The organism is Sphingopyxis sp. H073 (assembly GCF_001468395.1).
Classification (GTDB): Bacteria; Pseudomonadota; Alphaproteobacteria; order Sphingomonadales; family Sphingomonadaceae; genus Sphingopyxis.
In genome coordinates, this window is sequence record NZ_LNSG01000006.1 from 150,645 (window position 1) to 176,534 (window position 25,890).

Annotated in this window: 26 protein-coding genes and 1 riboswitch; of the genes, 13 read left to right on the forward strand and 13 right to left on the reverse strand. The window is 64.8% G+C overall.

Annotated elements, in window-relative coordinates; genetic code table 11:
• Positions 1-558 precede the first annotated feature (558 nt).
• The 3 genes from ATE64_RS13300 to ATE64_RS13310 all read left to right on the forward strand — a co-directional run bounded on the left by ATE64_RS13300 (position 559) and on the right by ATE64_RS13310 (position 1,972).
• On the forward strand, positions 559-888 hold the full coding sequence (locus ATE64_RS13300) for a hypothetical protein (RefSeq protein WP_058455091.1): 330 nt from the start codon (positions 559-561) through the stop codon (positions 886-888).
• Positions 889-961: 73 nt separating this feature from the next.
• A complete protein-coding gene (locus ATE64_RS13305) occupies positions 962-1,162 on the forward strand; it encodes a hypothetical protein (RefSeq protein WP_156416518.1) in 201 nt (66 codons plus the stop codon).
• Between the two features lie 32 nt (positions 1,163-1,194).
• Positions 1,195-1,276: riboswitch (ZMP/ZTP riboswitch) on the forward strand.
• Between the two features lie 21 nt (positions 1,277-1,297).
• Positions 1,298-1,972 carry a DJ-1/PfpI family protein gene (locus ATE64_RS13310; RefSeq protein ID WP_058455090.1) on the forward strand — a complete coding sequence of 225 codons (675 nt, stop codon included), beginning with the start codon at positions 1,298-1,300 and terminating at the stop codon, positions 1,970-1,972.
• Here the strand turns inward: ATE64_RS13310 and ATE64_RS13315 are convergent.
• The 3 genes from ATE64_RS13315 to groES form a co-directional block, all read right to left on the reverse strand.
• Positions 1,969-2,721, reverse strand: a complete 753-nt coding sequence (locus tag ATE64_RS13315) for a glutaminyl-peptide cyclotransferase (RefSeq protein ID WP_058455089.1) — start codon at positions 2,719-2,721, stop codon at positions 1,969-1,971. The genes ATE64_RS13310 and ATE64_RS13315 overlap by 4 nt on opposite strands.
• Positions 2,722-2,943: 222 nt before the next feature.
• Positions 2,944-4,587 (reverse strand): chaperonin GroEL, encoded by a 1,644-nt coding sequence (gene groL / locus ATE64_RS13320; protein ID WP_058455088.1) that lies wholly within the window; start codon positions 4,585-4,587, stop codon positions 2,944-2,946.
• 63 nt (positions 4,588-4,650) lie between these two features.
• Positions 4,651-4,938 (reverse strand): co-chaperone GroES, encoded by a 288-nt coding sequence (gene groES / locus ATE64_RS13325; protein WP_058455087.1) that lies wholly within the window; start codon positions 4,936-4,938, stop codon positions 4,651-4,653.
• Between the two features lie 70 nt (positions 4,939-5,008).
• Here groES and ATE64_RS13330 point away from each other — a divergent pair, with 70 nt between their 5' ends.
• Entirely contained in the window at positions 5,009-5,581 is a 573-nt protein-coding gene (locus ATE64_RS13330) for a hypothetical protein (protein ID WP_156416519.1), read from the forward strand.
• Here ATE64_RS13330 and ATE64_RS13335 read toward each other — a convergent pair.
• Both ATE64_RS13335 and ATE64_RS13340 read right to left on the reverse strand, forming a co-directional pair.
• A complete protein-coding gene (locus tag ATE64_RS13335; protein ID WP_058455085.1) occupies positions 5,523-6,932 on the reverse strand; it encodes an MATE family efflux transporter in 1,410 nt (469 codons plus the stop codon). The two genes, ATE64_RS13330 and ATE64_RS13335, sit on opposite strands and share 59 nt — an antisense overlap.
• Before the next feature lie 220 nt (positions 6,933-7,152).
• Entirely contained in the window at positions 7,153-7,722 is a 570-nt protein-coding gene (locus tag ATE64_RS13340; protein WP_058455146.1) for a Pycsar system effector family protein, read from the reverse strand.
• A 163-nt stretch (positions 7,723-7,885) separates the two neighbouring features.
• Between ATE64_RS13340 and ATE64_RS13345 the strand changes: the two genes are divergently transcribed.
• The 3 genes from ATE64_RS13345 to ATE64_RS13355 all read left to right on the forward strand — a co-directional run bounded on the left by ATE64_RS13345 (position 7,886) and on the right by ATE64_RS13355 (position 11,495).
• Positions 7,886-8,122 (forward strand): acyl carrier protein, encoded by a 237-nt coding sequence (locus tag ATE64_RS13345; RefSeq protein WP_058455084.1) that lies wholly within the window; start codon positions 7,886-7,888, stop codon positions 8,120-8,122.
• A gap of 95 nt (positions 8,123-8,217) precedes the next feature.
• On the forward strand, positions 8,218-9,420 hold the full coding sequence (locus tag ATE64_RS13350; protein WP_058455083.1) for an aminotransferase class I/II-fold pyridoxal phosphate-dependent enzyme: 1,203 nt from the start codon (positions 8,218-8,220) through the stop codon (positions 9,418-9,420).
• Between the two features lie 107 nt (positions 9,421-9,527).
• The gene (locus tag ATE64_RS13355; RefSeq protein WP_231729083.1) at positions 9,528-11,495 is read left to right on the forward strand and encodes an ATP-binding protein; all 1,968 of its coding nucleotides are present in this window, start codon (positions 9,528-9,530) and stop codon (positions 11,493-11,495) included.
• Positions 11,496-11,561: 66 nt separating this feature from the next.
• Here ATE64_RS13355 and ATE64_RS13360 read toward each other — a convergent pair whose 3' ends face one another.
• From ATE64_RS13360 to ATE64_RS13370, 3 genes are read right to left on the reverse strand one after another with little or no spacing between them, the layout of a single operon-like run.
• Complete coding sequence (locus ATE64_RS13360) at positions 11,562-12,422, reverse strand: hypothetical protein (protein WP_058455082.1); 861 nt, start codon at positions 12,420-12,422, stop codon at positions 11,562-11,564.
• A gap of 10 nt (positions 12,423-12,432) precedes the next feature.
• The gene (locus tag ATE64_RS13365) at positions 12,433-13,404 is read right to left on the reverse strand and encodes a diacylglycerol kinase family protein (protein ID WP_058455081.1); all 972 of its coding nucleotides are present in this window, start codon (positions 13,402-13,404) and stop codon (positions 12,433-12,435) included.
• 3 nt (positions 13,405-13,407) lie between these two features.
• Complete coding sequence (locus ATE64_RS13370; protein WP_058455080.1) at positions 13,408-13,881, reverse strand: DUF2141 domain-containing protein; 474 nt, start codon at positions 13,879-13,881, stop codon at positions 13,408-13,410.
• Between the two features lie 123 nt (positions 13,882-14,004).
• Here ATE64_RS13370 and lptF point away from each other — a divergent pair, with 123 nt between their 5' ends.
• From lptF to ATE64_RS21210, 3 genes are all read left to right on the forward strand, one after another.
• Positions 14,005-15,213, forward strand: coding sequence for an LPS export ABC transporter permease LptF (gene lptF / locus ATE64_RS13375; RefSeq protein ID WP_082657653.1), 1,209 nt, complete (start codon positions 14,005-14,007; stop codon positions 15,211-15,213).
• A gap of 1 nt (position 15,214) precedes the next feature.
• Entirely contained in the window at positions 15,215-16,309 is a 1,095-nt protein-coding gene (gene lptG, locus ATE64_RS13380) for an LPS export ABC transporter permease LptG (RefSeq protein ID WP_058455079.1), read from the forward strand.
• A 352-nt stretch (positions 16,310-16,661) separates the two neighbouring features.
• Positions 16,662-16,922 (forward strand): hypothetical protein, encoded by a 261-nt coding sequence (locus tag ATE64_RS21210; protein WP_082657664.1) that lies wholly within the window; start codon positions 16,662-16,664, stop codon positions 16,920-16,922.
• A gap of 328 nt (positions 16,923-17,250) precedes the next feature.
• Here ATE64_RS21210 and ATE64_RS13385 read toward each other — a convergent pair whose 3' ends face one another.
• From ATE64_RS13385 to ATE64_RS13400, 5 genes are all read right to left on the reverse strand, one after another.
• Positions 17,251-18,393, reverse strand: coding sequence for an MBL fold metallo-hydrolase (locus tag ATE64_RS13385; protein WP_058455078.1), 1,143 nt, complete (start codon positions 18,391-18,393; stop codon positions 17,251-17,253).
• Between the two features lie 3 nt (positions 18,394-18,396).
• Complete coding sequence (locus ATE64_RS13390; protein ID WP_058455143.1) at positions 18,397-19,032, reverse strand: DUF1013 domain-containing protein; 636 nt, start codon at positions 19,030-19,032, stop codon at positions 18,397-18,399.
• Between the two features lie 593 nt (positions 19,033-19,625).
• On the reverse strand, positions 19,626-20,015 hold the full coding sequence (locus tag ATE64_RS21725) for a hypothetical protein (protein WP_156416520.1): 390 nt from the start codon (positions 20,013-20,015) through the stop codon (positions 19,626-19,628).
• A 71-nt stretch (positions 20,016-20,086) separates the two neighbouring features.
• On the reverse strand, positions 20,087-20,710 hold the full coding sequence (locus tag ATE64_RS13395; RefSeq protein ID WP_058455077.1) for a glutathione S-transferase family protein: 624 nt from the start codon (positions 20,708-20,710) through the stop codon (positions 20,087-20,089).
• 46 nt (positions 20,711-20,756) lie between these two features.
• Positions 20,757-21,758 carry an NAD(P)H-quinone oxidoreductase gene (locus ATE64_RS13400; protein ID WP_082657654.1) on the reverse strand — a complete coding sequence of 334 codons (1,002 nt, stop codon included), beginning with the start codon at positions 21,756-21,758 and terminating at the stop codon, positions 20,757-20,759.
• 132 nt (positions 21,759-21,890) lie between these two features.
• On the opposite strand from ATE64_RS13400, the gene ATE64_RS13405 reads away from it, so the two are divergent.
• The 3 genes from ATE64_RS13405 to clpA all read left to right on the forward strand — a co-directional run bounded on the left by ATE64_RS13405 (position 21,891) and on the right by clpA (position 25,881).
• A complete protein-coding gene (locus ATE64_RS13405) occupies positions 21,891-22,088 on the forward strand; it encodes a DUF1192 domain-containing protein (protein WP_058455075.1) in 198 nt (65 codons plus the stop codon).
• Positions 22,089-22,170: 82 nt separating this feature from the next.
• Positions 22,171-23,379, forward strand: a complete 1,209-nt coding sequence (locus ATE64_RS13410) for a cation:proton antiporter (RefSeq protein ID WP_058455074.1) — start codon at positions 22,171-22,173, stop codon at positions 23,377-23,379.
• 165 nt (positions 23,380-23,544) lie between these two features.
• Positions 23,545-25,881, forward strand: coding sequence for an ATP-dependent Clp protease ATP-binding subunit ClpA (clpA, locus tag ATE64_RS13415; RefSeq protein WP_058455142.1), 2,337 nt, complete (start codon positions 23,545-23,547; stop codon positions 25,879-25,881).
• Positions 25,882-25,890: the final 9 nt, after the last annotated feature.

Here is a 25,890-nt window from a genome sequence, read left to right on the forward strand (position 1 = left end):
CCCTTTCCTTTTGGCGATCATGTCGATTGCAAATTCGGCCGAGGATGACGGCTATGGGGGTGGTGAGCTGCCGTTATGGTCCTCCCCATCGACTTGCGATGGGGAGGTGGCAGCCCGAAGGGCTGACGGAGGGGCCGAGCGCGCAGCGCTCGCTAACGCCCGCCGCCCCTCCACCACCGCTTCGCGGCGGTCCCCCTCCCCATCGCAAGTCGATGGGGAGGATCTTATGGCAGCAACCGGCCGTATGCTGTCATTCGTCATCCCGGACTTGATCCCGGATCCACCGCAGCGCTGAAGTCATGGACCCCGGATCAAGTCCGGGGTGACGATGATGGATAGGTCACCTTCAGTCGAAACCGGTCATCGAAGCCGGATCGGTCGCAAATGGCAGCTAACCGCCCGATACCGGACGGTCCGTCATGCGTTTGCAAATAGCGAATCGCCCTCCTTTTCGCGCCTTTCTGCTCGGCGGATGCTCGCCGGTTGCCAAGCCGCGCATCGCCGTTTAATCTCGGCATGATGGCTTTTCGGCCATTATATTGGATAGAGGGAGACCCCATGCGCAAGATCATCATCGCCTCGATGGCCGCGGCCGCTTTCAGCCTCGCCGCCTGCTCGGAAAAGGCGCAGGAAGAAACGTCGGAAGCCGCGGGCGCAGTTGCCGACGATGCCGCCGCCGCCGGTGATGCCGCGGCCGATGCCGCCACCGACGCTGCCGACGCGACTGCCGATGCCGCCAAGGATGCCGGCGCCGCTGTCGAAGGCGCCGCCGACAAGGCCGGCAATGCCGTCGAAGGCACCGTGAACGCAGCAGGCGACGCCGCCGCGGCCGCGGGCGACAAGATTGCCGACGAAACCAAGAAGGCCGAAGCCAACGACAAGAAGTAAGTCGCAGGCTGGCCTTCTGGCTGATATCGAGGGGCTCCATCCTGCCGGATGGGGCCCCTTTTTGCTGGAGTGGATGATGCGATATTTCCTGCCCGCCGCGGCCCTTGCGATGCTGGCGGCGGGATGCAGCCGCACCGAGAATGAGCCCGGCCCCGGCGGCGTGACCGTCAGCGAGGCCAAGGCGCTCGACGATGCCGCCGAAATGCTGGAAAGCCGCGACGCCGCCGCGCCGGCAGCCGACGAGGCCGCCACCAGGGAAGAAACGGCAAAATAGTCTTCCCCTCGAAGCGCGGCGGGATTAGGATGACGCTGTCCCGCGACTGGCGCAAGAAGGTGGAGTTCCATCGGGAAGCGGGGCCGATGTAAGCCGCGCGCCTGGGTGATCCACTGCCGAAGAGGGACCATCCGCATGACCGAAACCCCGATCACCATCGTCTTCCTGCTCTTTCCGGGCATCACGCAGCTCGACTTCACCGCGCCGGCGCAGGCACTCTGCCGGATGCCCGGCGCGACCCTGGTCGGCGCGGCCCAAAGCCTCGATCCGATCGCGACCGACAGCGGCTTTGCGATCCTGCCAACGCATGATTTCGCCAGCGCGCCGCAAGCCGACATCCTGTGCGTTCCCGGCGGGCACGGCGTCGTCGACGCGCTCGGCGACGCGGCGACGATCGACTTCATCGCACGGCAGGCGGCAGGCGCCGCATGGGTCACGAGCGTCTGCACCGGCGCCTTCCTGCTCGGCCGCGCTGGGCTGCTCAAGGGCAAGCGCGCAACGACCCATTGGGGCTACACGCATTTGCTGCCGCTTGTCGGCGCGGCCCACCAGGCGGAACGGATCGTCGAGGACGGCCCCGTCGTCACCAGCGGCGGCGTGACCTCGGGACTCGACTTCGCGCTGAGCTTGATCGCCCGGATCAAGGGCGATGCGGTGGCGCAGGCAATCCAGCTCGCGATCGAATATGACCCCGCCCCGCCCTTCGCCGGCGGCCATCCCGACCGGACGCCGGCGGTAATCACCGAGGGGCTGAAGGCCCGCGTCTACGATGCTGCGGCGGCGCGGATGGAGGCGGCGCTGAGAGCCTAACCGCAGTCGGCGAGCGCGATCTCGTAAAGCTTCGGCCAATATTTGCCGGTGACGAACAGCCGCTTCTTCTTGGCGTCCCACGCGATGCCGTTGAGCACGCTGTCGCCGCCCGTCGCACCCGCATCCTGCCTGAGCCCGGTCAGATCGATGTAGGATTTGATGTCGCCGCTCGCCGGATCGATGCGCACGATCAGGTCGGTCATCCAGACATTGGCCCAGACCTGACCGTCGATCGTTTCGAGCTCGTTGAGCATCGCCAGCGGACGGCCACCGAAGCGGACGGTGATGCGCTTCTGTTCCGTCATCGTCGCGGGATCGAAAAACTTGAGCTCCGACGATCCGTCGCTGAGGACGAGGCTGTCCCCGACCATCGTCACGCCCCACCCCTCGCCGTCATATTTGAAGGTCCCGAGCGGCTTCAGATCCTTGATCGACCAGCGATGCCCCACGCCATTCTGCCAGGTTACGCCGACGATCTGGTCGCCCCAGCGGGTGATGCCCTCACCGAACTGGTCCGACGGCAGCTTCGTCTGGATCAGCGCGCGACCGGTCTTGAGGTCGAGCCGCGCGACGCGCGACTGGCCATATTGACCGGTGGCTTCGTAGAGATGCCCCTCGTCCCAGAAGAGGCCCTGGGTGAAACTGGTCGCATCGTGCGGGTAGCCTTGCACGATGCGATAGCCGCAGCGTTCGATCGGAGCGGGATCGCCGGCGATAGCGGATGCGGCAAGGGCGTAGAGCAGAAACATCACGTCTAGCTATGTTGCCCGAGGTGAACTGGCAATGCCCCGGCCATCCTATTTCGATATCCTCCTTCGTCATGCCGGACTTGATCCGGCATCCATCGCCACGACCGCTTGAATGGACCCCGGATCAAGTCCGGGGTGACGATGAGAGAGGACAGGAAAAAGGGCCGGAGGATCGCTCCCCCGGCCCCGTTTCTAGTTGGCTGAGCGCCGAACGGTACGGACTTAGAAGTCCATGCCGCCCATGCCGCCCATGCCGCCGCCGCCCATCGGCATCGCCGGCTTGTCTTCGGGCGTCTCGGCAATGCCGGCTTCGGTCGTGATCAGCAGGCCGGCGACCGAGGCCGCATCCTGCAGCGCGGTGCGGACGACCTTGGTCGGGTCGATGACACCGGCCTTGACCAGGTCTTCATAGACGTCGGTCGAGGCGTTGAAGCCGAAGTTGCTGTCGTTCTGGTCGAACAGCTTGCCCGCGACGACGCCGCCGTCGAAGCCCGCGTTTTCGGCGATCTGGCGAACCGGAGCCTGCAGCGCGCGACGGATGATGTCGACACCGCGGGTCTGGTCTTCGTTGACGCCCGACAGGCCTGCGAGGGCCTTGGTGGCGTACAGCAGCGCGGTACCGCCGCCGGGGACGATGCCTTCCTCGACCGCGGCGCGGGTCGCGTGGAGCGCGTCGTCGACGCGGTCCTTGCGTTCCTTCACTTCGACTTCCGAAGCGCCGCCGACCTTGATCACGGCAACACCGCCGGCGAGCTTCGCCAGACGTTCCTGCAGCTTTTCCTTGTCGTAGTCGCTGGTCGTCGTTTCGATCTGCGCACGGATCTGTTCGACGCGGCCCTTGATCGCGTCATGGTCGCCAGCACCATCGACGATGGTGGTGTTGTCCTTGTCGATCGTGACGCGCTTCGCCTGGCCGAGCATGTTCAGCGTGACCGACTCGAGCTTGATGCCCAGGTCTTCGCTGATCATTTCACCGGCGGTGAGGATCGCGATGTCCTGCAGCATCGCCTTGCGGCGATCGCCGAAGCCCGGCGCCTTGACGGCCGCGACCTTCAGGCCGCCGCGCAGACGGTTGACGACGAGCGTTGCGAGCGCTTCGCCTTCGATGTCCTCGGCGATGATCAGGAGCGGACGGCCCGACTGCACCACGGCTTCGAGGATCGGAAGCATCGACTGGAGGTTCGACAGCTTCTTTTCGAAGATCAGGATGTACGGATCGGCCAGCTCGACGAGCATCTTTTCCGGATTGGTGATGAAATAGGGGCTCAGATAGCCGCGGTCGAACTGCATGCCTTCGACGACATCGAGCTCGAAATCGAGGCCCTTGGCTTCCTCGACGGTGATCACGCCTTCCTTGCCGACCTTGTCCATGGCTTCGGCGATCTTCTCGCCGACTTCCTTGTCGCCGTTCGCCGAGATGATGCCGACCTGAGCGATTTCAGCGGTGCCCGAAACGGGCTTCGACTGTGCCTTGATCGTTTCGACGACCTTGGTGACCGCGAGGTCGATGCCGCGCTTCAGGTCCATCGGGTTCATGCCGGCGGCAACCGACTTCATGCCTTCGCGCACGATCGCCTGGGCGAGCACGGTCGCGGTGGTGGTGCCGTCGCCGGCTTTGTCGTTCGCCTTCGATGCGACTTCGCGCAGCATCTGGGCGCCCATATTCTCGAACTTGTCCTTGAGTTCGATTTCCTTGGCGACGGTCACGCCGTCCTTGGTGATGCGGGGCGCGCCGAAGCTCTTGTCGATCACGACGTTACGGCCCTTGGGGCCGAGGGTGACCTTCACCGCGTCGGCGAGGGTGTCGACACCGCGCAGGATGCGTTCGCGCGCGTCGCGCGAGAATTTGACGTCTTTAGCAGCCATGGGCTTATTCCTTTCAAAGGCGCAGGAAACTGCGCAACTTCACTCGAGATTCGATCAAATCACTCAGGCGATGACGCCGAGGATGTCCGATTCCTTCATGATCAGCAGCTCTTCGCCGTCGACCTTGACTTCGGTGCCCGACCATTTGCCAAACAGGATGCGGTCGCCCGACTTGACGTCGAGCGGCGTGACCTTGCCGTCTTCGGCCTTGGCGCCGGAACCGACGGCGACGACTTCGCCTTCCTGCGGCTTTTCCTTGGCGGTGTCGGGGATGATGATGCCGCCGGCCGTCTTTTCTTCGGCTTCGATACGGCGAACGAGCACGCGGTCGTGCAGCGGACGAAATTGCATGGATATCCCTCCAGAGATGCAATGGATGTCGTTTTAGCACTCACGGGGTGCGAGTGCTAACAGCCGGCATATGGGTGGGGGTTGTGACAGCGTCAAGGCGATTAAGGGAAAATTTTCGGCGGCGCGTTACGCCGCTGAGATGGGGTACGAAATTCCGATCATCAAGGGCAGCGACGCCACCGATCTAACGGTGCTTCGAAATGATGCGCAGTTGCTGCGATGCGATTTTTTGGACGCCTTTGCCCGCCTCGAATCGGCGGTTATGCAATATATCGGCAGGACCGATGTGAAGGCGAGTCCGGGACAGCCATTCAGCCAGAAGCTGACCCTTCTACAGAAGGCGCGCGATCGGTTCCGCAACCCGAAGCGTCTCGACGTTCGCGTTGCAGCTATCCAGCAGCTTCTACCTGTCAGAGCCGATATCGTCCATTCGGTGCTCGAAGTCGCACTCGTGTTCGATGGCCGGACGGTGACCAGCCGGCTGAGTTTCCAGAATTCATCGAACGCGCAGCGCCCGCCGATGCTGACCAGTCGTGACGAACTGGTCGCGATGACCCGGCGCCTCAACCAGCTGGCGCACCAATTCAGCCAGCAGCGATTGAAGGAAGCAGCCCCAATCGCGCCCGCATCCGCCAGCGCGTAAGCAGCAGCGCGGCCACGACGATCAAGCCCACGGCGAGCCCGATCCAGACGCCCACGCCCTGAAGCGGCGTCCAGAAGCCGAGGTAGATCGCGGTGCCATATCCGGCGATCCAGTAGCCACAGACCGCGATGATCATCGGCACGCGCGTGTCCTGCAACCCGCGCAGCACGCCAGCCGCGACCGCCTGCGCACCGTCGAACAGCTGGAACGCCGCGGCGACGACGAGGAACTGCATCGCGAAACCGACCAGTGCAGCGTTGCGCGCGGCATCGACGTCGACATAGATCGACAGGACGAGCGACGGGAACAACCACATCAGCATCGCGGTAAAACCCATGAAGCCGATGCCGAGCGCGAGCGAGGCATAGCCCGCGAGCCCGATACCGCGATGATCCTGCGCACCATAAGCCAGCCCAACGCGGATCGTCGCCGCCTGCGCGACCCCGAACGGGATCTGGAACGCGAGCGCGGCGACCTGCAGCGCGATCGTGTGCCCGGCAAGCTGCGCTTCGCCGATGCGCCCCATCAGGAAGGCCGCGCCGGTGAACAGCCCCGCCTCGGCCAGAATGGTCAGGCTGATCGGGGTGCCGATGCGCAGCATCTCGACGAAGCGGCTCCATTCGCTGCGCCACCAGTTGCCGAACAGGCGATAGCGGCGCAAGCGCCGGTCGCTCTGGATCACAACGACATAGGCGAGCAGGATCAGCGTACTCGTGATGATGCTCGACAGCGCCGAACCGTGGAGGCCGAGCGCGGGCATACCGAGGTGACCGAAGACGAGCGCCCAGTTGCCGAGCGCATTGGTGCCGAGCGCAAAGAAAGTGATCATCGTCGCGATCGTCGGGCGACCCAGCGCCGAGACGAAAATGCGCAGCACCGCCGCCGCGATCATCGGGAACATCCCGAGCATCAGGATCAGCAAAAAGCTCGCCGCGCGCGTGGTCAGCTCCTCGGGCTGCCCCGTCGCGCGCATGATCGGCCCGCCCGCCGCGCAAACGGCCATGAACACCAGCGAAACGAGCGCGCTCAGCCACAGCGCCATGCGAACGGTGCGGCGCACCTCGCGCACGCTATGCTTGCGGCGACCGAGTTCTGCGGCGATCAGCGGCGCGGCGGCGCTGACGAGGCCGGTGCCGGTCCAGAGCAACAGACCGAAGATCGAAACCCCGAGCGACGAGGCCGCCAGATCCTTGTCGCCGAGCCGGGCCACGAAAATGACGTCGATCGCGTGGACCATCATCTGGAGCAAGTTCGCCGCCGCCAGCGGCACGGCGAGCGCCAGCGTCGCGCGAAACTCGGCGCGGAAATCCTGCGGGCGATCCGCAGTCAGGGGGTGGGCCTGCTCCAGCATAGCCGGCCCGGATAGGCGGGACGGCTTGGGGGTTCAAGTGTGGTCCGGCGCGGGCGGTTTATTTGTCTGCAGGGGGTGGCACAAAGGCAACAGCAATGCATCTGCCAACATTTTCATCGTCATCCCGGACTTGACCGGGGATCCATTCCTCCAGCGCCGCGTGAGTGAATCCCGGATCGAGTCCGGGATGACGAATGATATTACCTGGTGCGTCGCTGCATCATCCCACCCGCAGCATCGCCATCTCGACCCCGAAGGCCACGAAGGTCAACGTCAGCCCCGTCACGAACAGCCGGTACGCATAGGCAAGATACCGATATTTGCGCCGCGCCAGCACGATCCCGTTCTGATAGGTGTCGCGCAGCATCGCCTCGTACATATCCTCTTCGCTGCGCAGGCGCGCCTTGACCGCCGCGATATATTCATCTTCCTCCATCTGCTCGAAGCGGCCGAAGAACAGGATATTGCTGTGGTCCTTGCCGTCCTTGTAAACGACGGGCGGTGCCTTGCCGACACGCGGCAGCACCGCCGAAACCGCCAGCAGCGCCGAAAGGAACGAGAAAGTCGCGAGGATCGTCAGCGGCATCGCGAGCGCCCCGCCGCCCGAGCGCGCCTGCCCGACCGCGAGCGTGAAGACGACGAAGGTCGCGCCCATCAGGATCGACGCCTTTTGATCCGCCATCTGCGACAATTGCATCGTGATCTGCTGCGTCGTGCGGACGAGATGCACCGCGTTGGACGGAAAGCCCGTCGCCGGCTCCGGCGTCACGCTCGATTTTTCGCTGTCCATAAAGTCCTGTCCCCTGCCCGAAGGCTTCAGCGACCCGTGATCGGGATGGCATGGCGCGCCGTAAACGGCAAGATGCTGCCCGATTCCCGCCGCATTCGCTTGCCAAGCGGGAAGCATCGCGGCATTCCCGCGCGCAACTTTCTTCCATTATGGGACGCACCAGATGAGCACCGCCCTCAAGGACCAGATTTTCGGCCTGATCGAACCTTTCAACAAGAAAGGCGTCGCGCTGACCGACGCCACCACCTTCGCCGGCGATCTCGAATGGGACAGCCTGACCGTGATGGATTTCGTCGCCGAGGTCGAGGACACGTTCGACATCATCATCAGCATGAACCAGCAGGCCGAGATCGAGACGGTCGGCCAGTTGGTTGCGGCAGTCGAAAAGCTGCAGGGCTGACGCATCCGTGATCCCCGGCGAAAGCCGGGGCCCATCGCGACGACGCACCACCCATCTGGACCCCGGCTTTCGCCGGGGCACACGGAAGAACTCAAATGACCGACCTCTTCTCGAAATTCGACCCGCTGATCCAGCAGCGCGAGGATCTGCTCGCGACCGGCGTCACCGACCCGTTCAGCCTGGTGATGGAGAAAGTGCTCTCGCCGACCGTCGCGATCTGCAACGGGCGCGAGACGATCCTGCTCGGCACCTATAATTATATGGGCATGACCTTCGACGAGGATGTCATCGCCGCGGGCAAGGAGGCGCTCGACACGTTCGGCAGCGGCACCACCGGCAGCCGCGTCCTCAACGGCACCTATCAGGGCCACAAGGAATGCGAAGAGGCGCTCAAGGAATTCTACGCCATGGACCACGCCATGGTGTTCTCGACCGGCTATCAGGCGAACCTCGGGATCATTTCGACGATTGCGGGCAAGGGCGATTATGTCATTCTCGACATCGACAGCCACGCATCGATCTATGACGGATGCAAGATGGGCGATGCCGAGATCGTCGCCTTTCGCCACAACGATATCGAGGCGCTCGAAAAGCGGCTGAAGCGCCTGCCCGCCGAGGCGGGCAAGCTCGTCGTGCTCGAGGGCGTCTATTCGATGCTCGGCGACATCGCGCCGCTGAAAGAGATGGTCCGCATCGCCAAGGAAAATGGCGCGATGGTCCTCGTCGACGAAGCGCATTCGATGGGCTTTATCGGCGAGCATGGCCGCGGCGTTGCCGAGGCGCAGGGCGTGATCGACGATGTCGATTTCATCATCGGCACCTTTTCGAAGAGCGTCGGCACCGTCGGCGGTTTCTGCGTGTCGAACCACCCGAAGTTCGAGATCATGCGGCTCGTCTGCCGCCCCTATGTGTTCACCGCCTCGCTGCCCCCCAGCGTCGTCGCGACCGCCGCGACGAGCATCCGCAAGCTGATGCACGGGTCGAACAAGCGCGCGCACCTGTGGGAGAACAGCAAGAAACTCCACGCGGGCCTCCGCGCGCTCGGCTTCCAGCTCGGCACCGAAGAGCCGCAGTCGGCGATCATCGCGGTGATCATGCCCGACCTCGAAAAGGGCGCGATGATGTGGGAAGCGCTGCTCGAGGAAGGTCTTTACGTGAACCTTGCCCGTCCGCCCGCAACCCCCGCGGGGATGACGCTGCTGCGCTGTTCGCTCTGCGCCGAGCACACCAGCGACCAGGTCGACGAGATCCTTGGCCGCTTCGAGCGCGCGGGCAAGCGCGCGCAGATCATTGGCTGAACCGGACCGCCGCGCCGACCAGCGGATTCCTTTTCGCGGCGAGTTGAAGGCGTTGCCCCGGCGCGGCGCCTTCGCGGCTTTGCGGTAAAGCGCGCGTCCGGTAGAAGATGAGCGTGTTCGAGCGGGATATCGACAATGAAACCGAGGATCGGCGGGAGCGGTTGCGCTTCTGGCTGACGATCGTCCTCGGCGCGATCCTGACCGGAATCGTCGGCGCGCTCGTGCTGTTGCTCACCCGCGCCAACGACAGCTACGACCGCTCGCTAGGCTGGCAGGCGCACAGCCTGGAAATCATCTCGCAGACGCGCAGCCTCGACGCCGCGCTCGCGCGCGCCGAGGCTGCGCTCGGGCGCTTCGCGGTCGGGCTGCAGAAGGAGGACGGCCGCGTCTATCAACAGCAATGGGGGCTGTCGCAGCAATATCTGACGCTGCTGCAACGCAATGTCCGCGACAACCCCAAGCAGGACGCGCTCGTCAAGCAATTGACCGCTGAACTCAACGTGCGCGGCGAGCAGCTCGGCGACGCGGCACTCAGCGCCAATTATCGCCAGACCGTCGCCGCCATCTCCAAATATAATGCCGCCGGTCACGACGCCGCGCTGACCCGTATCGACCGGCTCTTGTCCGAGTTGATCCGCAACGAGCGGACGATCCTCGCCGAGCGCAACCGCGTCGCGTCGGCCGACCGCGCGAGCCTCAACCAAGCGATCCTGCTCTTTTCGCTGCTCGGCGCCGCCGCCGCGGTCATCGCGATTGCCGCGACCGTGTCGCTGGTCCGCGCCGAAAGCGAACGCCGCGCCGCGCGCCGCGAACAATGGGCCGAGAGCGACCGCGCCATGCAGCTGGAGGCCGCGGTCGAAGCGCGCACCGCCGAGCTCGAACAAGCGAACGTCGCGCTGCGCAGCGAGATGAGCGAGCGCGAGGCCGCCGAGGCGCAGCTGCGGCAGGCGCAGAAGATGGAAGCGGTCGGCCAGCTCACCGGCGGCATCGCGCACGACTTCAACAATATGCTCGCGGTCGTCGTCGGCGGGCTCGAGCTCGCGCAGCGGCTGGTTGTCACCGCGCCCGAAAAGGCGCAGCGCCATTTGTCGAACGCGATGGACGGCGCCAACCGCGCCGCCGACCTGACCCGCCGCCTGCTCGCCTTCGCGCGCTCCGAACCCGCGCGCCCCGAAATGGTCGTCGTCGACGACTGCATCGCCAGCTTCGCCGAGTTGATCGAGCGCACGATCGGCGACCGCATCGCGCTGACGCTCGATCTCAACAGCCCCGGCCTCGCCTGCTGGATCGACCGGCAGCAGTTCGAGAACGCGCTGCTTAACCTCTCGGTCAACGCACGCGACGCGATGGAGGGGCATGGCTCGCTGACGATCCGCACCCTCGCCGACGAGCAGGACCAGACCGCCGCGCTGGCGGTGCAGGTCATCGACACCGGCTGCGGCATGTCGGCGGAAGTACTCGAGCGGGTGTTCGACCCCTTCTACACCACCAAGCCCGCGGGTCAGGGCACCGGGCTCGGCATGAGCCAGGTCTTCGCCTTCTGCCGTCAGTCGGACGGCGAGGTGCAGATCCATTCGACCGAGGGCGAAGGCACCAGCGTTGCGATGCTGTTGCCCGTGGCGAAAGCCGAGGCGGCGGCGCTGGCGGATAGCAACGCCGACGCCGATCCGGCCGCTTCGTCCCCCGCCGAAGCGCTGAACATCCTTGTCGTCGAGGACGACCAGCGCGTGCTCGCCGCGACCGTCGATGCGGTCGAGGAGCTCGGACACAAGGCGGTCGCCTGCGCCAACCCGCTCGACGCAGAGGCGATCGTCGAACGCCACGGCGGTTTCGACCTCGTCCTTTCCGACGTGCTGATGCCGCAGCTCACCGGCCCCGAAATGGTCGCTCAGCTCAGGCGGCGCTGGCCGGCCCTCCCGATCCTGTTCGTCACCGGTTATGCGGGCGACGCGGGCGAGGTCGAGGCCTTCGGCGACCATGACGTGCTGCGCAAGCCCTTCACCCTGACCGCGCTCGATCAGGCGATCCGGCGCTGCGGCGACGGACGGCCCGAGGGGCAGCGGCTGGCGAGCTGAAGCGACAGCTTGTCTTTTCGTCACCCCCGACTTGATCCGGGGTCCATAGTCACCGGCGTTGCATGCCTAACGGATCGCCCCGCCCCGGATCAGGCGCGGCACCAGGGTCAGCGCGGCGACGAGCGGCCAGCGGCGTTGCCAGGGCTTGATCTCGATCTTGGTGCCCGCGTGACGATTGATCTTCCACGCCAGATAGTCGATCCCGCCGGCATAGGTCAGGCTGGCCTTCGCGAGCCGCGCGATGCTGAGCAGCTTGCCCTCGATCCGCCGCCGCGCCCAGCCGCCGCCGCGCGCGTTCGCGGGAATCGCGGCAATCGCCGGTTCGCTGAACCGCAAGTAGCGATCGGGATCGGCATCGACCACCGATTGCGCGCGGTTCGTGCGCTCGGCGCGGAGTTCGACCGAATAGGTGAGCGCGAAGGCGCGGCGCCACCAGTCGAGCGGTGCCTCGCCCTCGACGCGCCCCGCCGCCGCGAGCAAGGTCGGCGCGGCGCGCGCGACCGCCGCGATCGCCCGGTCGCGCGCGGTATCGTCGACCGCCCAGACCAGTCGCGACGGCTGCGCGAAGCGCGCCCATACCGACACATTGCGCGTTTCGGCGCCATTCAGCCGGTCGAAGTCGGCCTCGCTCAGCACCGCATATTTGGCGATCAGCCCGCCGTGCTGAAACGGAAAGACGTTCGGCGGGACCAGCCGGTTGGCGAGCGCCATCCAGCGCTTGGGAAAGGCATCGCCATAGTCGGACACGATCAGGTAGAAATCGAGCATCAGCCCGTCGAGCTGCGTCTCGCGGAGGCACGAGCCATAGAACAGCACCGCACGCGCGCTGCCCGGATAGTGGACCGCGATCGCCGCGGCCATTGCCGCGGCGCGCGGATCGACCGGCGTCGCAAGCTCTTCGCGGACGAGGGCGCGGATATCGGACATAAGGCGGGCGTCAGGCCGCGAGGCGCAGAAACGGTACCGGCTGCGTCGAGGTCAGGATGATCGGCCTGCCGTTCTTCGCTTCGAAAATTTCGCCGTCGAGGATGACGTTCGAACGCTTGCCCTCGATGCGGATTTCGTCGCCTTGCTGGAAATGCACCCCGTTGAGCGGCTTCTGCCCCAGCGTCCCGCGCCACGTCGCGCCGAGCATCCGGAAGAGCGCACCGACATTGCTGTCGGTCGCGAGCAGCTTCATGTGCCCATTGGTCCCGTGACTTTCGCTGGTCTTGATACTGAGCAGCAGCTTTTCCAGCGTCGTGACGATCAGCAGCGAGAATTTGCCCTTGAACTCGCCCTGGCGAACCAGCGAGACGGTCATCGGCTCGGGCTTCGGCGGGAGCCGCCCGCCGCCGAGGCCAAAAATGATCGCGAACAGCCCGAGGATTGCGGCAAGAATGTGCGAAATGCCGTTCGGCAGGCCAAGCGGATAGATTCGGTTGCGGCAATAGAGCATCACGTCGGCAAGATAAGCGCCGCCGAGGAACATGCCGAGCACCGGCCGGCCGCCGTCATTGTCGAGCGCGATCAACTGGCGCTCGATCACATGCTCCTGAAGCTCGCCCGAATGGACGAGGTCGAGCACGCGCTGCAGCGCCTTGATCGGATCGCCCTCGGCGCCGAGGTCGAGCGCGATCAGATTGGTCTTGCCGTTGGGAAGCACCGCGACCGGCGGCGGCGAACCGTCGAAATGGCCGCCCGAATGGAGTTCGGTGAGCGCCGCCTGCACCGTGCCGTCGCCGCCGTTGATCGCGACGACGCTGGGGTTGACCATCGCGATCGTGCGGATAGCCTCGCCGATCTGCCCGACGTCCTCCACTTCATAGTGGAAGATGTCGGGGTGCGCCGCACAAAATTCGCGAACCTGCGGCAACAGCGAGCGGTTGCCGGTCGAACGCGGATTGGAAAGAAGGGCGACGCTGGCCATCGGCTACATATATTTCATGGTGATGGAGATCGTTCTCGGTGCATTGCCAACCTCGAACGCCGTCTTCTTGTAGCTCGGCTTGCCGAGGTTGAAGATGTTGATGCTCGGGTTGTTCGACATCCCGCCGCCGTCGGTCGACAGATCGGTCTTGCCGTTGCCGTTGAAATCGTGGCGCACCGCGATGCCATAGGCGCCGGCCTGGGGAAGCGGCACGCACACGGTCATCGATGACGCACGCGCGGGGACTTCGATGCGCGTAAGCCAGCGGCCCTTGGCCAGCCATTCGGACGCGTTGGCGCGATAGCTCTGGACACGGATCTTGCCCGATCCGGCCTTGACGCCGCTGATCTGGACCAGGGTGGACGGCCCGCTCCGGCATTTGGCGAGGTCGTTCGGTAAGACCTGCCCCTCTGCGTTCGCTGCCACCGACATGGACAGCAGAGCCACGCAGAGCGACGCCGACGTAAATTTCGACATGACGCAATAGCTCCCAGTGGTTATAGCCACGCCAGCCGTCACGCTGACATGGGTCCCTGTTGCCCGTGAATCGGCATATCGGAATCATTTGCGGCCAAATCATGGTGATGGGGCGACCAAAGATTGAACAAGCTACCCGCCATCGACCGTTATATCGCGCGGCTGGTGTTTTTCCCGATGCTCGGCACCCTCGTCCTTTCGGCGATGCTGCTTGTGCTCGAAAAGATGCTGCGGCTGTTCGATTTCGTCGCGACCGAAGGCGGCCCGGTCAGCGTCGTGTGGCGGATGCTCGCCAACCTGATCCCCGAATATCTCTCGCTCGGCATCCCGATCGGCCTGATGCTGGGGATTCTCCTTGCTTTCCGGCGGCTTGCCACGTCGAGCGAGCTCGACGTGCTGCGCGGCGTCGGCATGGGGTTCGGGCGGCTGCTGCGCGTTCCCTATGCCTATGCGATCGCGCTCGCGGCGCTCAATCTCGCGATCGTCGGCTTCATCCAGCCCTATGCCCGCTACGCCTATGAGGGGCTGCAATTCGACCTTCGGTCGGGCGCGCTCGGCGCCTCGATCAAGGTCGGCGAGTTCACCAAATTGGGCGACCGCATGACCTTGCGCATCGAGGAAAGCTACAACGACGGCAAGTCGCTGCGCGGCATCTTCGTGCGCGGCGAAAACAAGGACGGCCAGCGCGTGTCGGCGACCGCATCGCGCGGGCAATTCCTCGCGACCGACGATCCGAACACGATCATCCTGCGCCTGTCGCAGGGCGTACTGATCCATGAATCGCCGAAATTCGCGGTGCCGCGTGTCCTCACCTTCGACAACCACGACCTGCCGATCCCGCTGCCGAAGATCGAGGCGTTCCGCCTGCGCGGCGGCGCCGACCGCGAACTGACGATCCCCGAACTGCTCGTCGCCGGGCGCGACAAGAACGAGTCGCTGAAGACGCGGCTGGAATCGCGCGCCAATTTCCATTTCCGGATCGTCGAGGTGATGTCGATGTTCCTGATCCCGCTGATGGCGGTGGCGCTGGCGATCCCGCCCAAACGATCGACCTCGGCGCTCGGGGTGTTCCTGTCGATCGTGCTGCTGGTGACGCAGCACAAGATCAACCAATATGCCGAGGATCTCGGCGCGCGCGGCGCGGTCGACCCGCTGATCGCGCTGTGGGTGCCCTTCCTCTTGTTCGCAGGGCTGGCGATCTGGATGTATTACACCGTCGCTTATGTCCCTGGCGGCCAGCCGATCGGCGCGCTCGAACGCTTCGCGGCAAAGGCGGGACAGAAGATCCGCCGCCTGGTCGGCGCCTTCCAGCGGAAGCCGCGAGCCGCCTGACATGCACCAGCTCCACTTTTTCCCGTCGCGCACGATGGCGCTTTACGTCGGGCGGATGTTCCTGATCCGCAGCTTTTCGATCCTGTTCGCGCTGGTGCTCATCCTCCAGACGCTCGACCTGCTCGGCGAGAGCGGCAAGATCCTCGCGGTCGCGGGCAATGGCGACAGCGAGGTCTGGCGCTATGTCGGGATGCGCATCCCGCAGATCATCGAGACCTTTCTGCCCTTTTCGGTGCTGCTCGGCACCATTTTGACGCTGGTGACACTGAACCAGAACAGCGAGGTCATCGCGATGAAGGCGTCGGGCATGTCGGCGCACCAGGTGCTGGCGCCGCTGTTCCTCGCCGCGCTGCTCGTCGCGGGGATCAGCTTCGCCTTCAACGAACGCATCGTCACGCGCTCGACCGCGGCGCTCAGCGCCTGGCAGAAGGTCGAATATGCGAAAGTGCCCAGGGACAGCGGGGTGCGCGCCAACATCTGGGTGCGCGCGGGCAACGACCTGATCAACGCCGGCACGGTCGAAACGCGCGGCCCCGTCGTGCTGCGCGACGTCACCGTCTATGAACGCACGCAGGGCGTGCTGTCGTCGATGCTGAAGGCCGACAGCGCGAAGCCCGTCGCGGGCGGCTGGGAGCTGACCAACGCGCGGCGCTTCATCCGCCGTTCGGGAACGCTCGAACCGCTCGGCACGATCGTCGCGATGAAGGGGGTCGGCACCGACCAGTTCACGCTGGCGCAGGTCGACGGCGACGAACTGCCCTTCACCGAGCTCAGCACCGCCATCGACGAGCTTGAGGCAGCGGGCCGACCGGTCGATTCGCTGAAGGGCGTGCTGTGGCACAAGATTTCGGGGCCGCTGTCGGCGATCCTGATGCCGCTGCTGGGCGCGGTCGCGGCCTTCGGCCTCGCGCGTTCGGGCAAGCTGTTCGTCCGTGCGATCCTTGGCATGGCGCTCGGCTTCGCATACTTCGTCGCCGACAATTTCGCGCTCGCGATGGGCGATCTCGGCGCCTACACGCCCTTCCTCGCGGCGTGGGGGCCGTTCATCCTCTTCGCGCTGATCGGCGAGATGATCCTGATCCGGACCGAGGAATAGGGTAGAGAACGGCCGGTAACGACCGGTTGCGGACGCTCCATCACTGAGCCATGGTGCATAGATGAGCGAGGAACATTGGACCTATCAACAGTGGGAAGACGCCACCGTTGAGAAAATCGCGACACAAGGCGCAACGGTAGCGGAAGAACATCGCGCCGATTATCTTCGCGTCCAAGTGCGAGCAGCAATCAGACAGGCAGTACGACATGGTAGGTCTGGTTCCACCGATGACGAACCTGTGGTCGCCTGACGACCGATTGCGGACGTTGCGAATACGAGTGAGTAAGCGCCAATGTCCGCTCGCATAGAATTTCAACGCACAGCCGATCCCCATATCATTGCGGATTTGCAGATGTACGAAACCGATGCCGGCGGCCGCAAGGGGCCTGCGCTTCCCGGTTGGGGATGCCCTATTATGATCTCGAACGATCAACCGTGGCAGGGCTGGGATGCCATTTTGTTACTGCGTGATCAGCCAATTGCTCCTGGCGAAAGTCGTCGCATCGGCATTCACTTCATATTTGGCGAAGACGGTGCATCTGCCGTCCGAGAAGCTGGTAAACTCTACCTGTGGGAAGGCGGCATTGTCGGCGAAGGCGTCGTCGTTGCCTAACCTCTCCCGTCCGCTTCCCACCCCATCTCGGCCGATCAGTCGCCAGCGGCGTTAAATGACCGGAAACGACCGATTGCGAACTTTGGTGCCTAGTTGCATTAGGGTGATACGGTGCACTTTTGATTGAACGGAAATCTGATGTGGGATGTCATTCTAGGCTTGTTTATTCCTAAGGGTAACAGAGACGACCCGAGAGGCCCATTATTTGTAATCTTTGCGGTACTGTTTTGCGGCGCCATCAGCCTTGGACTTTGGCTTCTCAGCGGCGCGCAGAACGCGCCATAAGGCATTTTCGAAGCGTCAGCTTTCCACCCCAAAGCCGACGGCGTCACGCGACCCCGTGATACCACCACACCCCGCCGCGATCCTCCTTGCGGATGCGGCCCTCGACCTCTAGCCGCTTGAGGTGCGCGAGCGCCTCGCCGGTTGCGAGATTCTGGTTGTGGCCGGCGATCGGGCGGTTGAACAGCAGCGCGAAGGTGTCGACCGCGCGCATCGGCCTTTCGGCGACCGCCTCCGCGACCTTGTAGAGCCGCATCCGATGTTCGTCGCGGAGCGCCATCAGGCGGACGTGCAGACCCTTGAAAGGCTCGCCATGGGCGGGGCAGGTGACGACGTCGGCGGGCACGGTCGCGATCAGCTTGTCGATCGACGCCAGCCATTCGCCGAGCGGATCGGCGTCGGGCTCGGTGATATTGACCGACACGTTCGAGCTGATCCGCGGCAGCACCTGGTCACCCGAAACCAGCACGCCCTCGCGTTCGTTCCACAGGCACGCATGTTCGGGGCTGTGTCCCGACCCGGTGACGACGCGCCATACATGCTTGCCGAAATCGAGTCGCTGGCCGTCGGCGATGCGGACATAGCTGCGCGGCAGCGCAAAGATCATCCGCTGGAACATGTTCCAGCCGCTTGCGCGCTGCTGCTCGATCGCGGCCTCGTCCCAACCGGCGGCGCGCGACTGGGCGAGCACCTCGTCGGGCGCCACTTCGGACGAATCGGCCACGATCGCGCGCGCGGTCAGCATTTCGCCGCGCGTCATCCAGAGTTTGACGCCCTGCTTCTTCGCGATCCAGCCCGCGAGCCCGATATGGTCGGGATGGAGGTGGGTGCCGAACACCCGTGTGATCCGCTTGTCCTTGAGTGCCCCGGCATAGAGCGCCTTCCACGCGTCCGAACAGGCGGTCAGGCAGATGCCGGTGTCGACGACCGCGACCCCCTCGCGGCCTTCGCTGTCGGCGTCGTCGAGCAGCCAGCTGTTGATATGGCCGAGCGACCCCGGCATCGGGATGCGCGCCCAGCTGATGCCGTCGGCGATGCGGATCGTCTCGCCGGGTGCCGGCGCGGCCTCGCCCCACGGATAGGTCAGCCCGGCGTGGCTCGTCGCGGTGAAGCTGTCGTCCTGGGTCAGCGACGCGTCCGGCGAGCCGCTGGCTGCCGGAATATGATCCTCGTCGCCGCCCCCGACCATGCGTCAGGCTTCGCTGTCGGCGTCGGCTTCCTCGGCCGCGCGCGCTTCGGCGGCGGCGGTGCGTTCGGCGCGCAGCTCTTCGAGCAGCGCTTCGCGGTCGCCCTCCAGACGGCTGTCCTCGGGCGCCTTGATGCCGGCCTTCTTCGCGGCCTTGGCGACCAGCGCGTCGAGTTCGCGCTGCGAACAGAGACCAAGCGTCACCGGATCCTTGGGCACGATGTTCGCGCTGTTCCAGTGGCTGCGGTCGCGGATCGCACCGATCGTGTTGCGCGTGGTACCGATCAGCTTGCCGATCGCGCCGTCCGACACCTCGGGGTGGTTCTTCAGGATCCAGGCGATGCCGTCGGGTTTGTCCTGGCGCTTGCTGACCGGCGTGTAGCGCGGGCCGCGGGTACGGCGGATCGTATCCTGCGCCTGCACGCTCATCTTGAGCTTGTAGTTCGGATCCTTCTGGCCCTTTTCGATCTCGTCCATCGACAGCTCGTGCGCGCGGACGGGGTCGCGGCCGGTATATTTGGTCGCCGCGGTCTCGTCGGCGATCGCCTGCACCTCGAGGATGTGGATACCGCAATATTCGGCGATCTGGGCAAAGGTCAGCCCCGTGTTGTCGACCAGCCAGGCGGCGGTCGCATGCGGCATCAGCGGGGTAGCGTTGGCATTGGCCATGGCGAAATCTCCAGCGGAAATAATAAGGGCCGCCCCTCGCGGGGCGGCCGGACATTGGCGGGGGATATATGCCGGTTTGACGAAAGGGGCAAGTGCTCGGATTCGAGGGCGGCCTTGGGTGGGAAAGCGGTCAAGCCTGCGTTCATCATCGCGGCCCGGGTGCCAAAGTTCAGGAAAGTTCAGCCTCATGCGTCGCCCGTTCTGGACCGGGAGGATTGCCCGACACCTCTCGCACGACTTGCCCCGTCCGCAGGCGCAAGCTGGACCGCAACCGCATTTATCCACCAGATGAAAGCGCCGGATTAACGCTGGCACAAAGGGATGATGTAGGAAAGGCCTGTTTGAAGGCGGTGTCTGCTTTTGGGGTGGTTTCCAGCCTTTCAATTCTCGTCATGCTGAACTTGTTTCAGCATCCATGGCCGGGCCTTGCATCCGGCGCCGCGCCCAAGGAAACGACAGACCATGGACCCTGAAACAAGTTCAGGGTGACGATGAAAGATAGGTCAGCTTCCTGTCGTTTCCCGACATTCGATCCAGATCAGCGGCGACCGGGTGAAATGGGATGGTTAGCTGCCATCCGCGGGTGTTTCATACGCCCCGAAGGGCCCAAGCACGACACGGTGATCGGCGATGCGCTCGTAAAACTCTGCTTGGCTCGGTAATTCACCCTTCAGTCCGGGCCAGTTCGCCGCAACGACAGCTTCGTAATCTGCAGCTCTACATTGATTTGCCGACGTCGGATTCTCCGGGACCGAATACCCCATCGCCTCAATAGCTTGGATCGCCGCCCACGCCGCTGTCGTAGCGGTTTCTCCTCGACAGAAAACCTGCACATATGCGCCGGTAAACGGGGAAGGAAGTTGTTCGGCACCAGCCTTCACATGCAACGGAATCAGCCAAATAGGCTCTTCTGCAAGCGGATTGGGAGCGGGCTTTGATCTGCGAAAAATGCTCACCAATTATCCCTCTCTGAGAAATGGTAGCGAGCTCGCGCGACGACCGCAATCGGTCGTTTCCGGACCTTCAGCTATGCCTCCATCGCCACAAATCCGGGCTCGGCCTCGATCCGCGCGAGCCAGCGCTGCACCGCCGGATAATCGGCCAGCGCGAAGAAGCCGCTCTCCTCCGCGACATGCGTGTAGGCATAAAGCGCGATATCGGCGAGCGAGAGCGCCCCGCCCGCGAGCCAGTCGTGCTTCGCCAGATGCTCGTCCATCAACGCGAGCGCGGCCTTTCCCGCCTCGATCTTGCCGGGCAGCAGCGCCCGCTGGACATCGGTCAAATTCGCGTCGCCGATCCACCCCATCCAGAAGCGCAGGGTCGCGACATTGGGTTCGTGATTATACTGCTCCCAGAACATCCAGCGCAGCATGTCGGCGCGTGCGAAGCGGTCGTCGGGAACGAGATGCGTGCCATCGGCCAGCCAGAAACAGGCAGCGTTGCTTTCGGGCAGGAATTTGTCGCTGATCTGGAGCACCGGAATGCGGCCGTTGGCATTGACCGATGTCATGAACTCAGGCGTCCGCGTCTCGCCCTTCATGATGTCATATTCGCGCCGGTCGAGCGCGACACCCAAAAACGCCGCTGTCAGCCGGATCTTGTAGCAATTTCCGCTCGGCGCATATTCGTGAAGGATAGGCCGGTCGCTCATCCGCTGCTTCCTCTCGCTGTCGTCCCCGCACCAAGACGGCGCCAGATCAGGACAGCCTCAACACAATCTTTCCGACATGCGCGCCTGCCTGCATCCGTGCGTGCGCGGCGGCGGCTTCGGCGAGCGGGAAGCTCTGGTCCATCGCGGGCTTCCAGCCGCCTTCGGACAGGCGCGGCCAGAGCGTACGGTGAATCTCGTCCGCGAGCAGAGCCTTGAATTCGGCGCTACGCGCGCGCAACGTCGAGCCGGTCAGCGTCAGGCGGCGGCGCATGATCTGCGACACATCGACCTCGGCCTTCGCGCCGCGCTGGAACGCGATCGAGACATGGCGCCCGTCGTCGGCGAGACACTCGATGTTGCGCGGCACATAATCGCCGCCGACCATGTCGAGCACGACCTGGACCCCCTTGCCGCCGGTCAGACCCTTCACCGCCTCGACATAATCCTCCGCCGAATAATCGATCGCGTGGGTCGCGCCGAGCGCGGTCGCGGCGGCGCACTTATCTGCGCTGCCGCAGGTGACGATCGTGCGGACCCCGAACAGGTTGCACAGCCCGATCGCGGTCGTGCCGATGCCGCTGGTGCCGCCGTGGATCAGCGCGGTCTCGCCGTCGCGGACATAGGCGCGCTCGAACAGATTGTGCCAGACGGTGAACACGGTCTCGGGCAGCGCCGCCGCCTCTTCCATCGAAAAGCCCAGCGGCACCGGAAGGCAGCTTCCCCCCGGCGCGACGCAATATTCGGCATAGCCCCCGCCCGCGACGAGCGCGCAGACCGACTGGCCCAGCAGTTCGCGATCGCCCGCCGGCCCGACCGCGACGACGGTGCCCGCGACCTCGAGCCCCGGCAGATCCGACGCGCCGGGCGGCGGCGGATAAAAGCCCATGCGTTGCAAGACGTCGGGACGGTTCACCCCGGCAGCGGCGACGCGGATCAGCACCTCGCCCGGGCCGGGCGGCGGCACGGGGCGGGTTTCGGGAACCAGCACCTCGGGTCCGCCCGGCTCGCGGATCGCGATCACGGTCATTTCGGCTGGCAGGCTGGTCACGCTGGTTAATCCCCCACTGATGAAATCGTCCCTTGGCGCGCCTTATTGACAGAGGTGCGACACGGGTCAACAGTCGCGCGCCTTCAAAACGGAGCCGGGCAAATCAGGGACCAGCGAGAGAAAGGATGCGCCATGGACGATGACGACCTTCCCCGCCGCCGCGACGATGTGCTCGCGGCGCTGACGAAACAGGTGCTGGATCCGCTGTCGGTCGCCGAACTCGACGACCGCATCGCGGTGCTGGAAGCAGAGATCGCGCGCGTGAAGGCGCACAAGGCCGCTGCGGGAACTTTCAAGGCAAGCGCCGAGGCGCTGTTCCGCAAGGGGTAGGCGCAGCGCAACGGCGCCGACGCCCAGAGAGAACGTTCACAAAATCCTTGTCGCGCGACGGCCCGACCGATAATCCTCGCGTATGGCGTTCGTCATCGACCTGCTCTGTTTCCTCGTGGTGCCGCTGCTCTGCTGGCGCCTCGTTCGCGGCGCGGTCCCGTTGGCGGTGTTGCCGATCCTGACCGGGCTGGCGGTGGCGATCGCCGCCGACCGCTTCGGCTTCGACAAGTCGGTGCTGGGCCCCTCGCCGCTCGGCGACACGATCGGATGGCTCGGCGTGCTGGCACTGGCGTTCAGTGCCGGGCTCGAAACCCGAACGACCACCGACCATGCGCCGCGCCTCGACGGCCGGCTTGTGGGCGCCGCGCTCGCCGCGCTCTCGCTGCCGTTCATGGTCGGCTTCGCGGCTGCAGTCTCGGGGACGATGGACGCGGTCCTGGCGCGCCCGCAGGGGGTGTCACCGCTGCTGTCCGCGGCCGCCATCGGCCTTTGCCTTTCGGTGAGCGCGCTGCCCGTCCTTGTCGGCATCGTTCGCGAATTGCCGGTCGCCGACCGACCGCTCGGCCATCTCGCGCTGCGCATCGCTGCGCTCGATGATGCGATCCTGTGGTCGGGCCTCGCGCTGCTGCTCTTCCTCCACCGCGGCGAGGGCGGCGCGCCACTCCCGGGTGGCCGGTTTCCGATCGCCGCGATCGCCCTCATCGCGGCGATGGCCGCTCTGCGGAGCCGGATCGGCCGTTTCCTGCCCGACCATCCGGCGATCACCATCGCGCTGGGTGTCGCCTATCTCGCGGCCGGGTCGTGGAGCACCGCGACGCTCGGCCTGCACGAACTGCTCGGCGCCTATTTTGCGGGGGCGATGGCGCCGAAACCGCTCGCCGAACGACTGCGGCCCGAACTGGTCGGTAAGGTCGCCCTGTTCGGCCTGTCCCCGCTTTTCTTCGCGCATCGCGGTCTCAGCATCGACGGCGCGGTCGTCACCGTGGCCGCCATCGGCGCCGCTATGCTCCTGCTGTTGATAGCGGGTGCGTCCAAGCTGGCGGCGGTGCATCTGGCGCCGCCCGATGCCAGCCTGCCAGCAACCGAACGCACGCGGCTCGGCCTGCTGCTCCAGTGCAAGGGCTTGATGGAGATCGTCGCGGCGACGATCCTCGCGCAGGCGGGGCTCATCACCCCGACGGTCTTTGCCGTGCTCGTGACGCTGGCGCTGCTTTCAACGACGCTCACGGTCCCACTGTTCCGCCTCGCAACAGGCAGGACGAGCACACAAACGGCCGCCGCAGGACGCTAGCCGGGTCGCGGACGCGGCCATGCGTTGTTAACCATAATACAACAGTGTCACGGCAATTTCACATTCGCCTCCGCTTTTCCCTTGCGGTGTGGCGGCGGCATCGCCACCTTATGTTCCTAAGGGGGCCGCTCTCCCCGGCCTGGTCCCCGCAAGGAGATGAAGACCATGCCGTCCTTTTCGGAAAGCCTCGAAAAGACACTACACAACGCGCTGAAGGCCGCTTCGGAGCGCCATCACGAATATGCGACGCTCGAGCATCTGCTCTATGCGCTGATCGACGACGATCATGCCGCCGAAGTGATGCGCGCGTGCGGCGTTGCGCTCGACGACCTGCAATCGGCGGTCGTCCATTATCTCGACACCGAACTCGACAGCCTGAAGGTCGAGGGGCACAGCGATCCGTCGCCCACATCGGGCTTCCAGCGCGTCGTCCAGCGCGCGATCCTGCACGTCCAGTCGTCGGGCAAGGATGAGGTGACGGGCGCCAACGTCCTCGTCGCGCTCTTCTCCGAACGCGAAAGCTATGCCGTCTATTTCCTGCAACAGCAGGACCTGACGCGGCTCGACGCGGTCTCCTACCTCAGCCACGGCGTCGGCAAGGGCGGCAAGCCGTCGCCCACCGCCGAGCCCGAGGAAAAGGAAGAGACGAAGGACAAGAGCGAGGGCAAATCCAAGAAGGAAACCGCGCTCGACCAGTTCACCGTCAACCTCAATGAGAAGGCGAAGGGCGGCAAGGTTGACCCGCTGATCGGCCGCAGCGCCGAGGTCGATCGGACGATCCAGATTCTCTGCCGCCGCAGCAAGAACAATCCGCTCTATGTCGGCGATCCCGGCGTCGGCAAGACGGCGATCGCCGAAGGGCTCGCGCGCAAGATCGTCGAAGGCGACGTGCCCGAGGTGCTGTTGCCCGCGGTGATCTATTCGCTCGACATGGGCGCGCTGCTCGCGGGCACGCGCTATCGCGGCGACTTCGAGGAGCGGCTGAAGCAGGTCGTCTCCGAACTCGAAGGCCTGCCGCACGCGATCCTGTTCATCGACGAGATCCACACGGTGATCGGCGCCGGCGCGACGTCTGGCGGCGCGATGGACGCATCGAACCTGCTGAAGCCCGCTTTGTCGGGCGGCGTCATCCGCTGCATCGGTTCGACGACGTACAAGGAGTTCCGCAACCACTTCGAAAAGGACCGCGCGCTGCTGCGCCGGTTCCAGAAGATCGACGTGATCGAGCCGAGCATCGAGGATACGAAAAAGATCCTCGCGGGCCTTCGCGAAGCGTTCGAGAGCCATCACAATGTGAAATACACCGCCGACGCGATCAACGCGGCGGTCGAGCTGTCGTCGCGCTACATCAACGACCGCAAGCTGCCCGACAAGGCGATCGACGTGATCGACGAGGTCGGCGCGATGCAGATGCTCGTCCCTCCGTCGAAGCGCCGCAAGACGATCACCGCGAAGGAGATCGAGGCGGTAATCGCGACGATGGCGCGCATCCCGCCCAAGTCGGTGTCGAGCGACGACAAGAAGGTGCTCGAAACGCTCGAGACCGACCTGAAGCGCGTCGTCTTCGGTCAGAACACCGCGATCGAGGTGCTATCGTCGGCGATCAAGCTGTCGCGCGCGGGCCTCCGCGATCCCGAGAAGCCGATCGGCAACTATCTGTTCAGCGGCCCGACCGGCGTCGGCAAGACCGAGGTTGCGAAGCAGCTCGCGCATATCATGGGCATCCCGCTCCAGCGCTTCGACATGTCCGAATATATGGAACGGCATTCGGTGAGCCGCCTGATCGGCGCGCCTCCGGGCTATGTCGGCTACGATCAGGGTGGCCTGCTCACCGATGCGATCGATCAGAACCCGCATTGCGTGTTGCTGCTCGACGAGATCGAAAAGGCGCATCCGGACCTGTTCAACATCCTGTTGCAGGTGATGGACAATGGCCGCCTGACCGACCACCACGGCAAGACGGTCGATTTTCGCAACGTCATCCTGATCATGACGACCAACGCAGGCGCCAGCGACATGGCGCGCGAGTCGATCGGCTTCGGCCAGTCGACGCGCGAGGATGTGCAGGAAGAGGCGGTGAAACGCATGTTCACCCCCGAATTCCGCAATCGCCTCGATGCGATCGTGCCTTTCGGCTATCTGCCCCCCGAGGTCGTGGCGCGCGTCGTCGACAAGTTCATCCTGCAATTGGAGCTTCAGCTTGCCGACCGCAACGTCCACATCCAGCTCGACGACGCGGCGCGCGAATGGCTGACGGGCAAGGGCTATGACAAGCTCTATGGCGCGCGCCCGATGGGCCGCCTGATCCAGGAAAAGATCAAGCAGCCGCTCGCCGAGGAACTGCTCTTCGGCAAGCTGGTCCACGGCGGCGAGGTCAAGGTCAAGCTGAAGACCGGCGAGGACGCCCATGTCGGCAACCCGCTGACCTTCGAAATCACCCCCGCCGCGCCCAAGGCCGGCAAGGGCAAGGCAAAGGCCAAGCCCGAGAAGGCGGCGGAGTAAAGCCAAATA

Excerpts from the sequence above, each read along its gene's own strand:
- ATE64_RS13345 (WP_058455084.1), top strand. The coding sequence starts at position 7,886 with ATGAGCACCGCCCTCAAGGACCAGATTTTCGGCCTGATCGAACCTTTC.
- ATE64_RS13350 (WP_058455083.1), top strand. The coding sequence starts at position 8,218 with ATGACCGACCTCTTCTCGAAATTCGACCCGCTGATCCAGCAGCGCGAG.
- ATE64_RS13330 (WP_156416519.1), top strand. The coding sequence starts at position 5,009 with ATGGGTGGGGGTTGTGACAGCGTCAAGGCGATTAAGGGAAAATTTTCG.
- ATE64_RS13340 (WP_058455146.1), bottom strand. The coding sequence starts at position 7,722 with ATGGACAGCGAAAAATCGAGCGTGACGCCGGAGCCGGCGACGGGCTTT.
- ATE64_RS13395 (WP_058455077.1), bottom strand. The coding sequence starts at position 20,710 with ATGAGCGACCGGCCTATCCTTCACGAATATGCGCCGAGCGGAAATTGC.
- clpA (WP_058455142.1), top strand. The coding sequence starts at position 23,545 with ATGCCGTCCTTTTCGGAAAGCCTCGAAAAGACACTACACAACGCGCTG.
- ATE64_RS13385 (WP_058455078.1), bottom strand. The coding sequence starts at position 18,393 with ATGGTCGGGGGCGGCGACGAGGATCATATTCCGGCAGCCAGCGGCTCG.
- ATE64_RS13405 (WP_058455075.1), top strand. The coding sequence starts at position 21,891 with ATGGACGATGACGACCTTCCCCGCCGCCGCGACGATGTGCTCGCGGCG.
- groES (WP_058455087.1), bottom strand. The coding sequence starts at position 4,938 with ATGCAATTTCGTCCGCTGCACGACCGCGTGCTCGTTCGCCGTATCGAA.
- groL (WP_058455088.1), bottom strand. The coding sequence starts at position 4,587 with ATGGCTGCTAAAGACGTCAAATTCTCGCGCGACGCGCGCGAACGCATC.
- ATE64_RS21210 (WP_082657664.1), top strand. The coding sequence starts at position 16,662 with ATGTACGAAACCGATGCCGGCGGCCGCAAGGGGCCTGCGCTTCCCGGT.
- ATE64_RS13370 (WP_058455080.1), bottom strand. The coding sequence starts at position 13,881 with ATGTCGAAATTTACGTCGGCGTCGCTCTGCGTGGCTCTGCTGTCCATG.
- ATE64_RS13390 (WP_058455143.1), bottom strand. The coding sequence starts at position 19,032 with ATGCCGCATGCGACCGCCGCCTGGCTGGTCGACAACACGGGGCTGACC.
- ATE64_RS13410 (WP_058455074.1), top strand. The coding sequence starts at position 22,171 with ATGGCGTTCGTCATCGACCTGCTCTGTTTCCTCGTGGTGCCGCTGCTC.
- lptG (WP_058455079.1), top strand. The coding sequence starts at position 15,215 with ATGCACCAGCTCCACTTTTTCCCGTCGCGCACGATGGCGCTTTACGTC.
- ATE64_RS13355 (WP_231729083.1), top strand. The coding sequence starts at position 9,528 with ATGAGCGTGTTCGAGCGGGATATCGACAATGAAACCGAGGATCGGCGG.
- ATE64_RS13305 (WP_156416518.1), top strand. The coding sequence starts at position 962 with ATGATGCGATATTTCCTGCCCGCCGCGGCCCTTGCGATGCTGGCGGCG.
- ATE64_RS13360 (WP_058455082.1), bottom strand. The coding sequence starts at position 12,422 with ATGTCCGATATCCGCGCCCTCGTCCGCGAAGAGCTTGCGACGCCGGTC.
- ATE64_RS13310 (WP_058455090.1), top strand. The coding sequence starts at position 1,298 with ATGACCGAAACCCCGATCACCATCGTCTTCCTGCTCTTTCCGGGCATC.
- ATE64_RS13335 (WP_058455085.1), bottom strand. The coding sequence starts at position 6,932 with ATGCTGGAGCAGGCCCACCCCCTGACTGCGGATCGCCCGCAGGATTTC.
- ATE64_RS13300 (WP_058455091.1), top strand. The coding sequence starts at position 559 with ATGCGCAAGATCATCATCGCCTCGATGGCCGCGGCCGCTTTCAGCCTC.
- ATE64_RS13315 (WP_058455089.1), bottom strand. The coding sequence starts at position 2,721 with ATGTTTCTGCTCTACGCCCTTGCCGCATCCGCTATCGCCGGCGATCCC.
- ATE64_RS13365 (WP_058455081.1), bottom strand. The coding sequence starts at position 13,404 with ATGGCCAGCGTCGCCCTTCTTTCCAATCCGCGTTCGACCGGCAACCGC.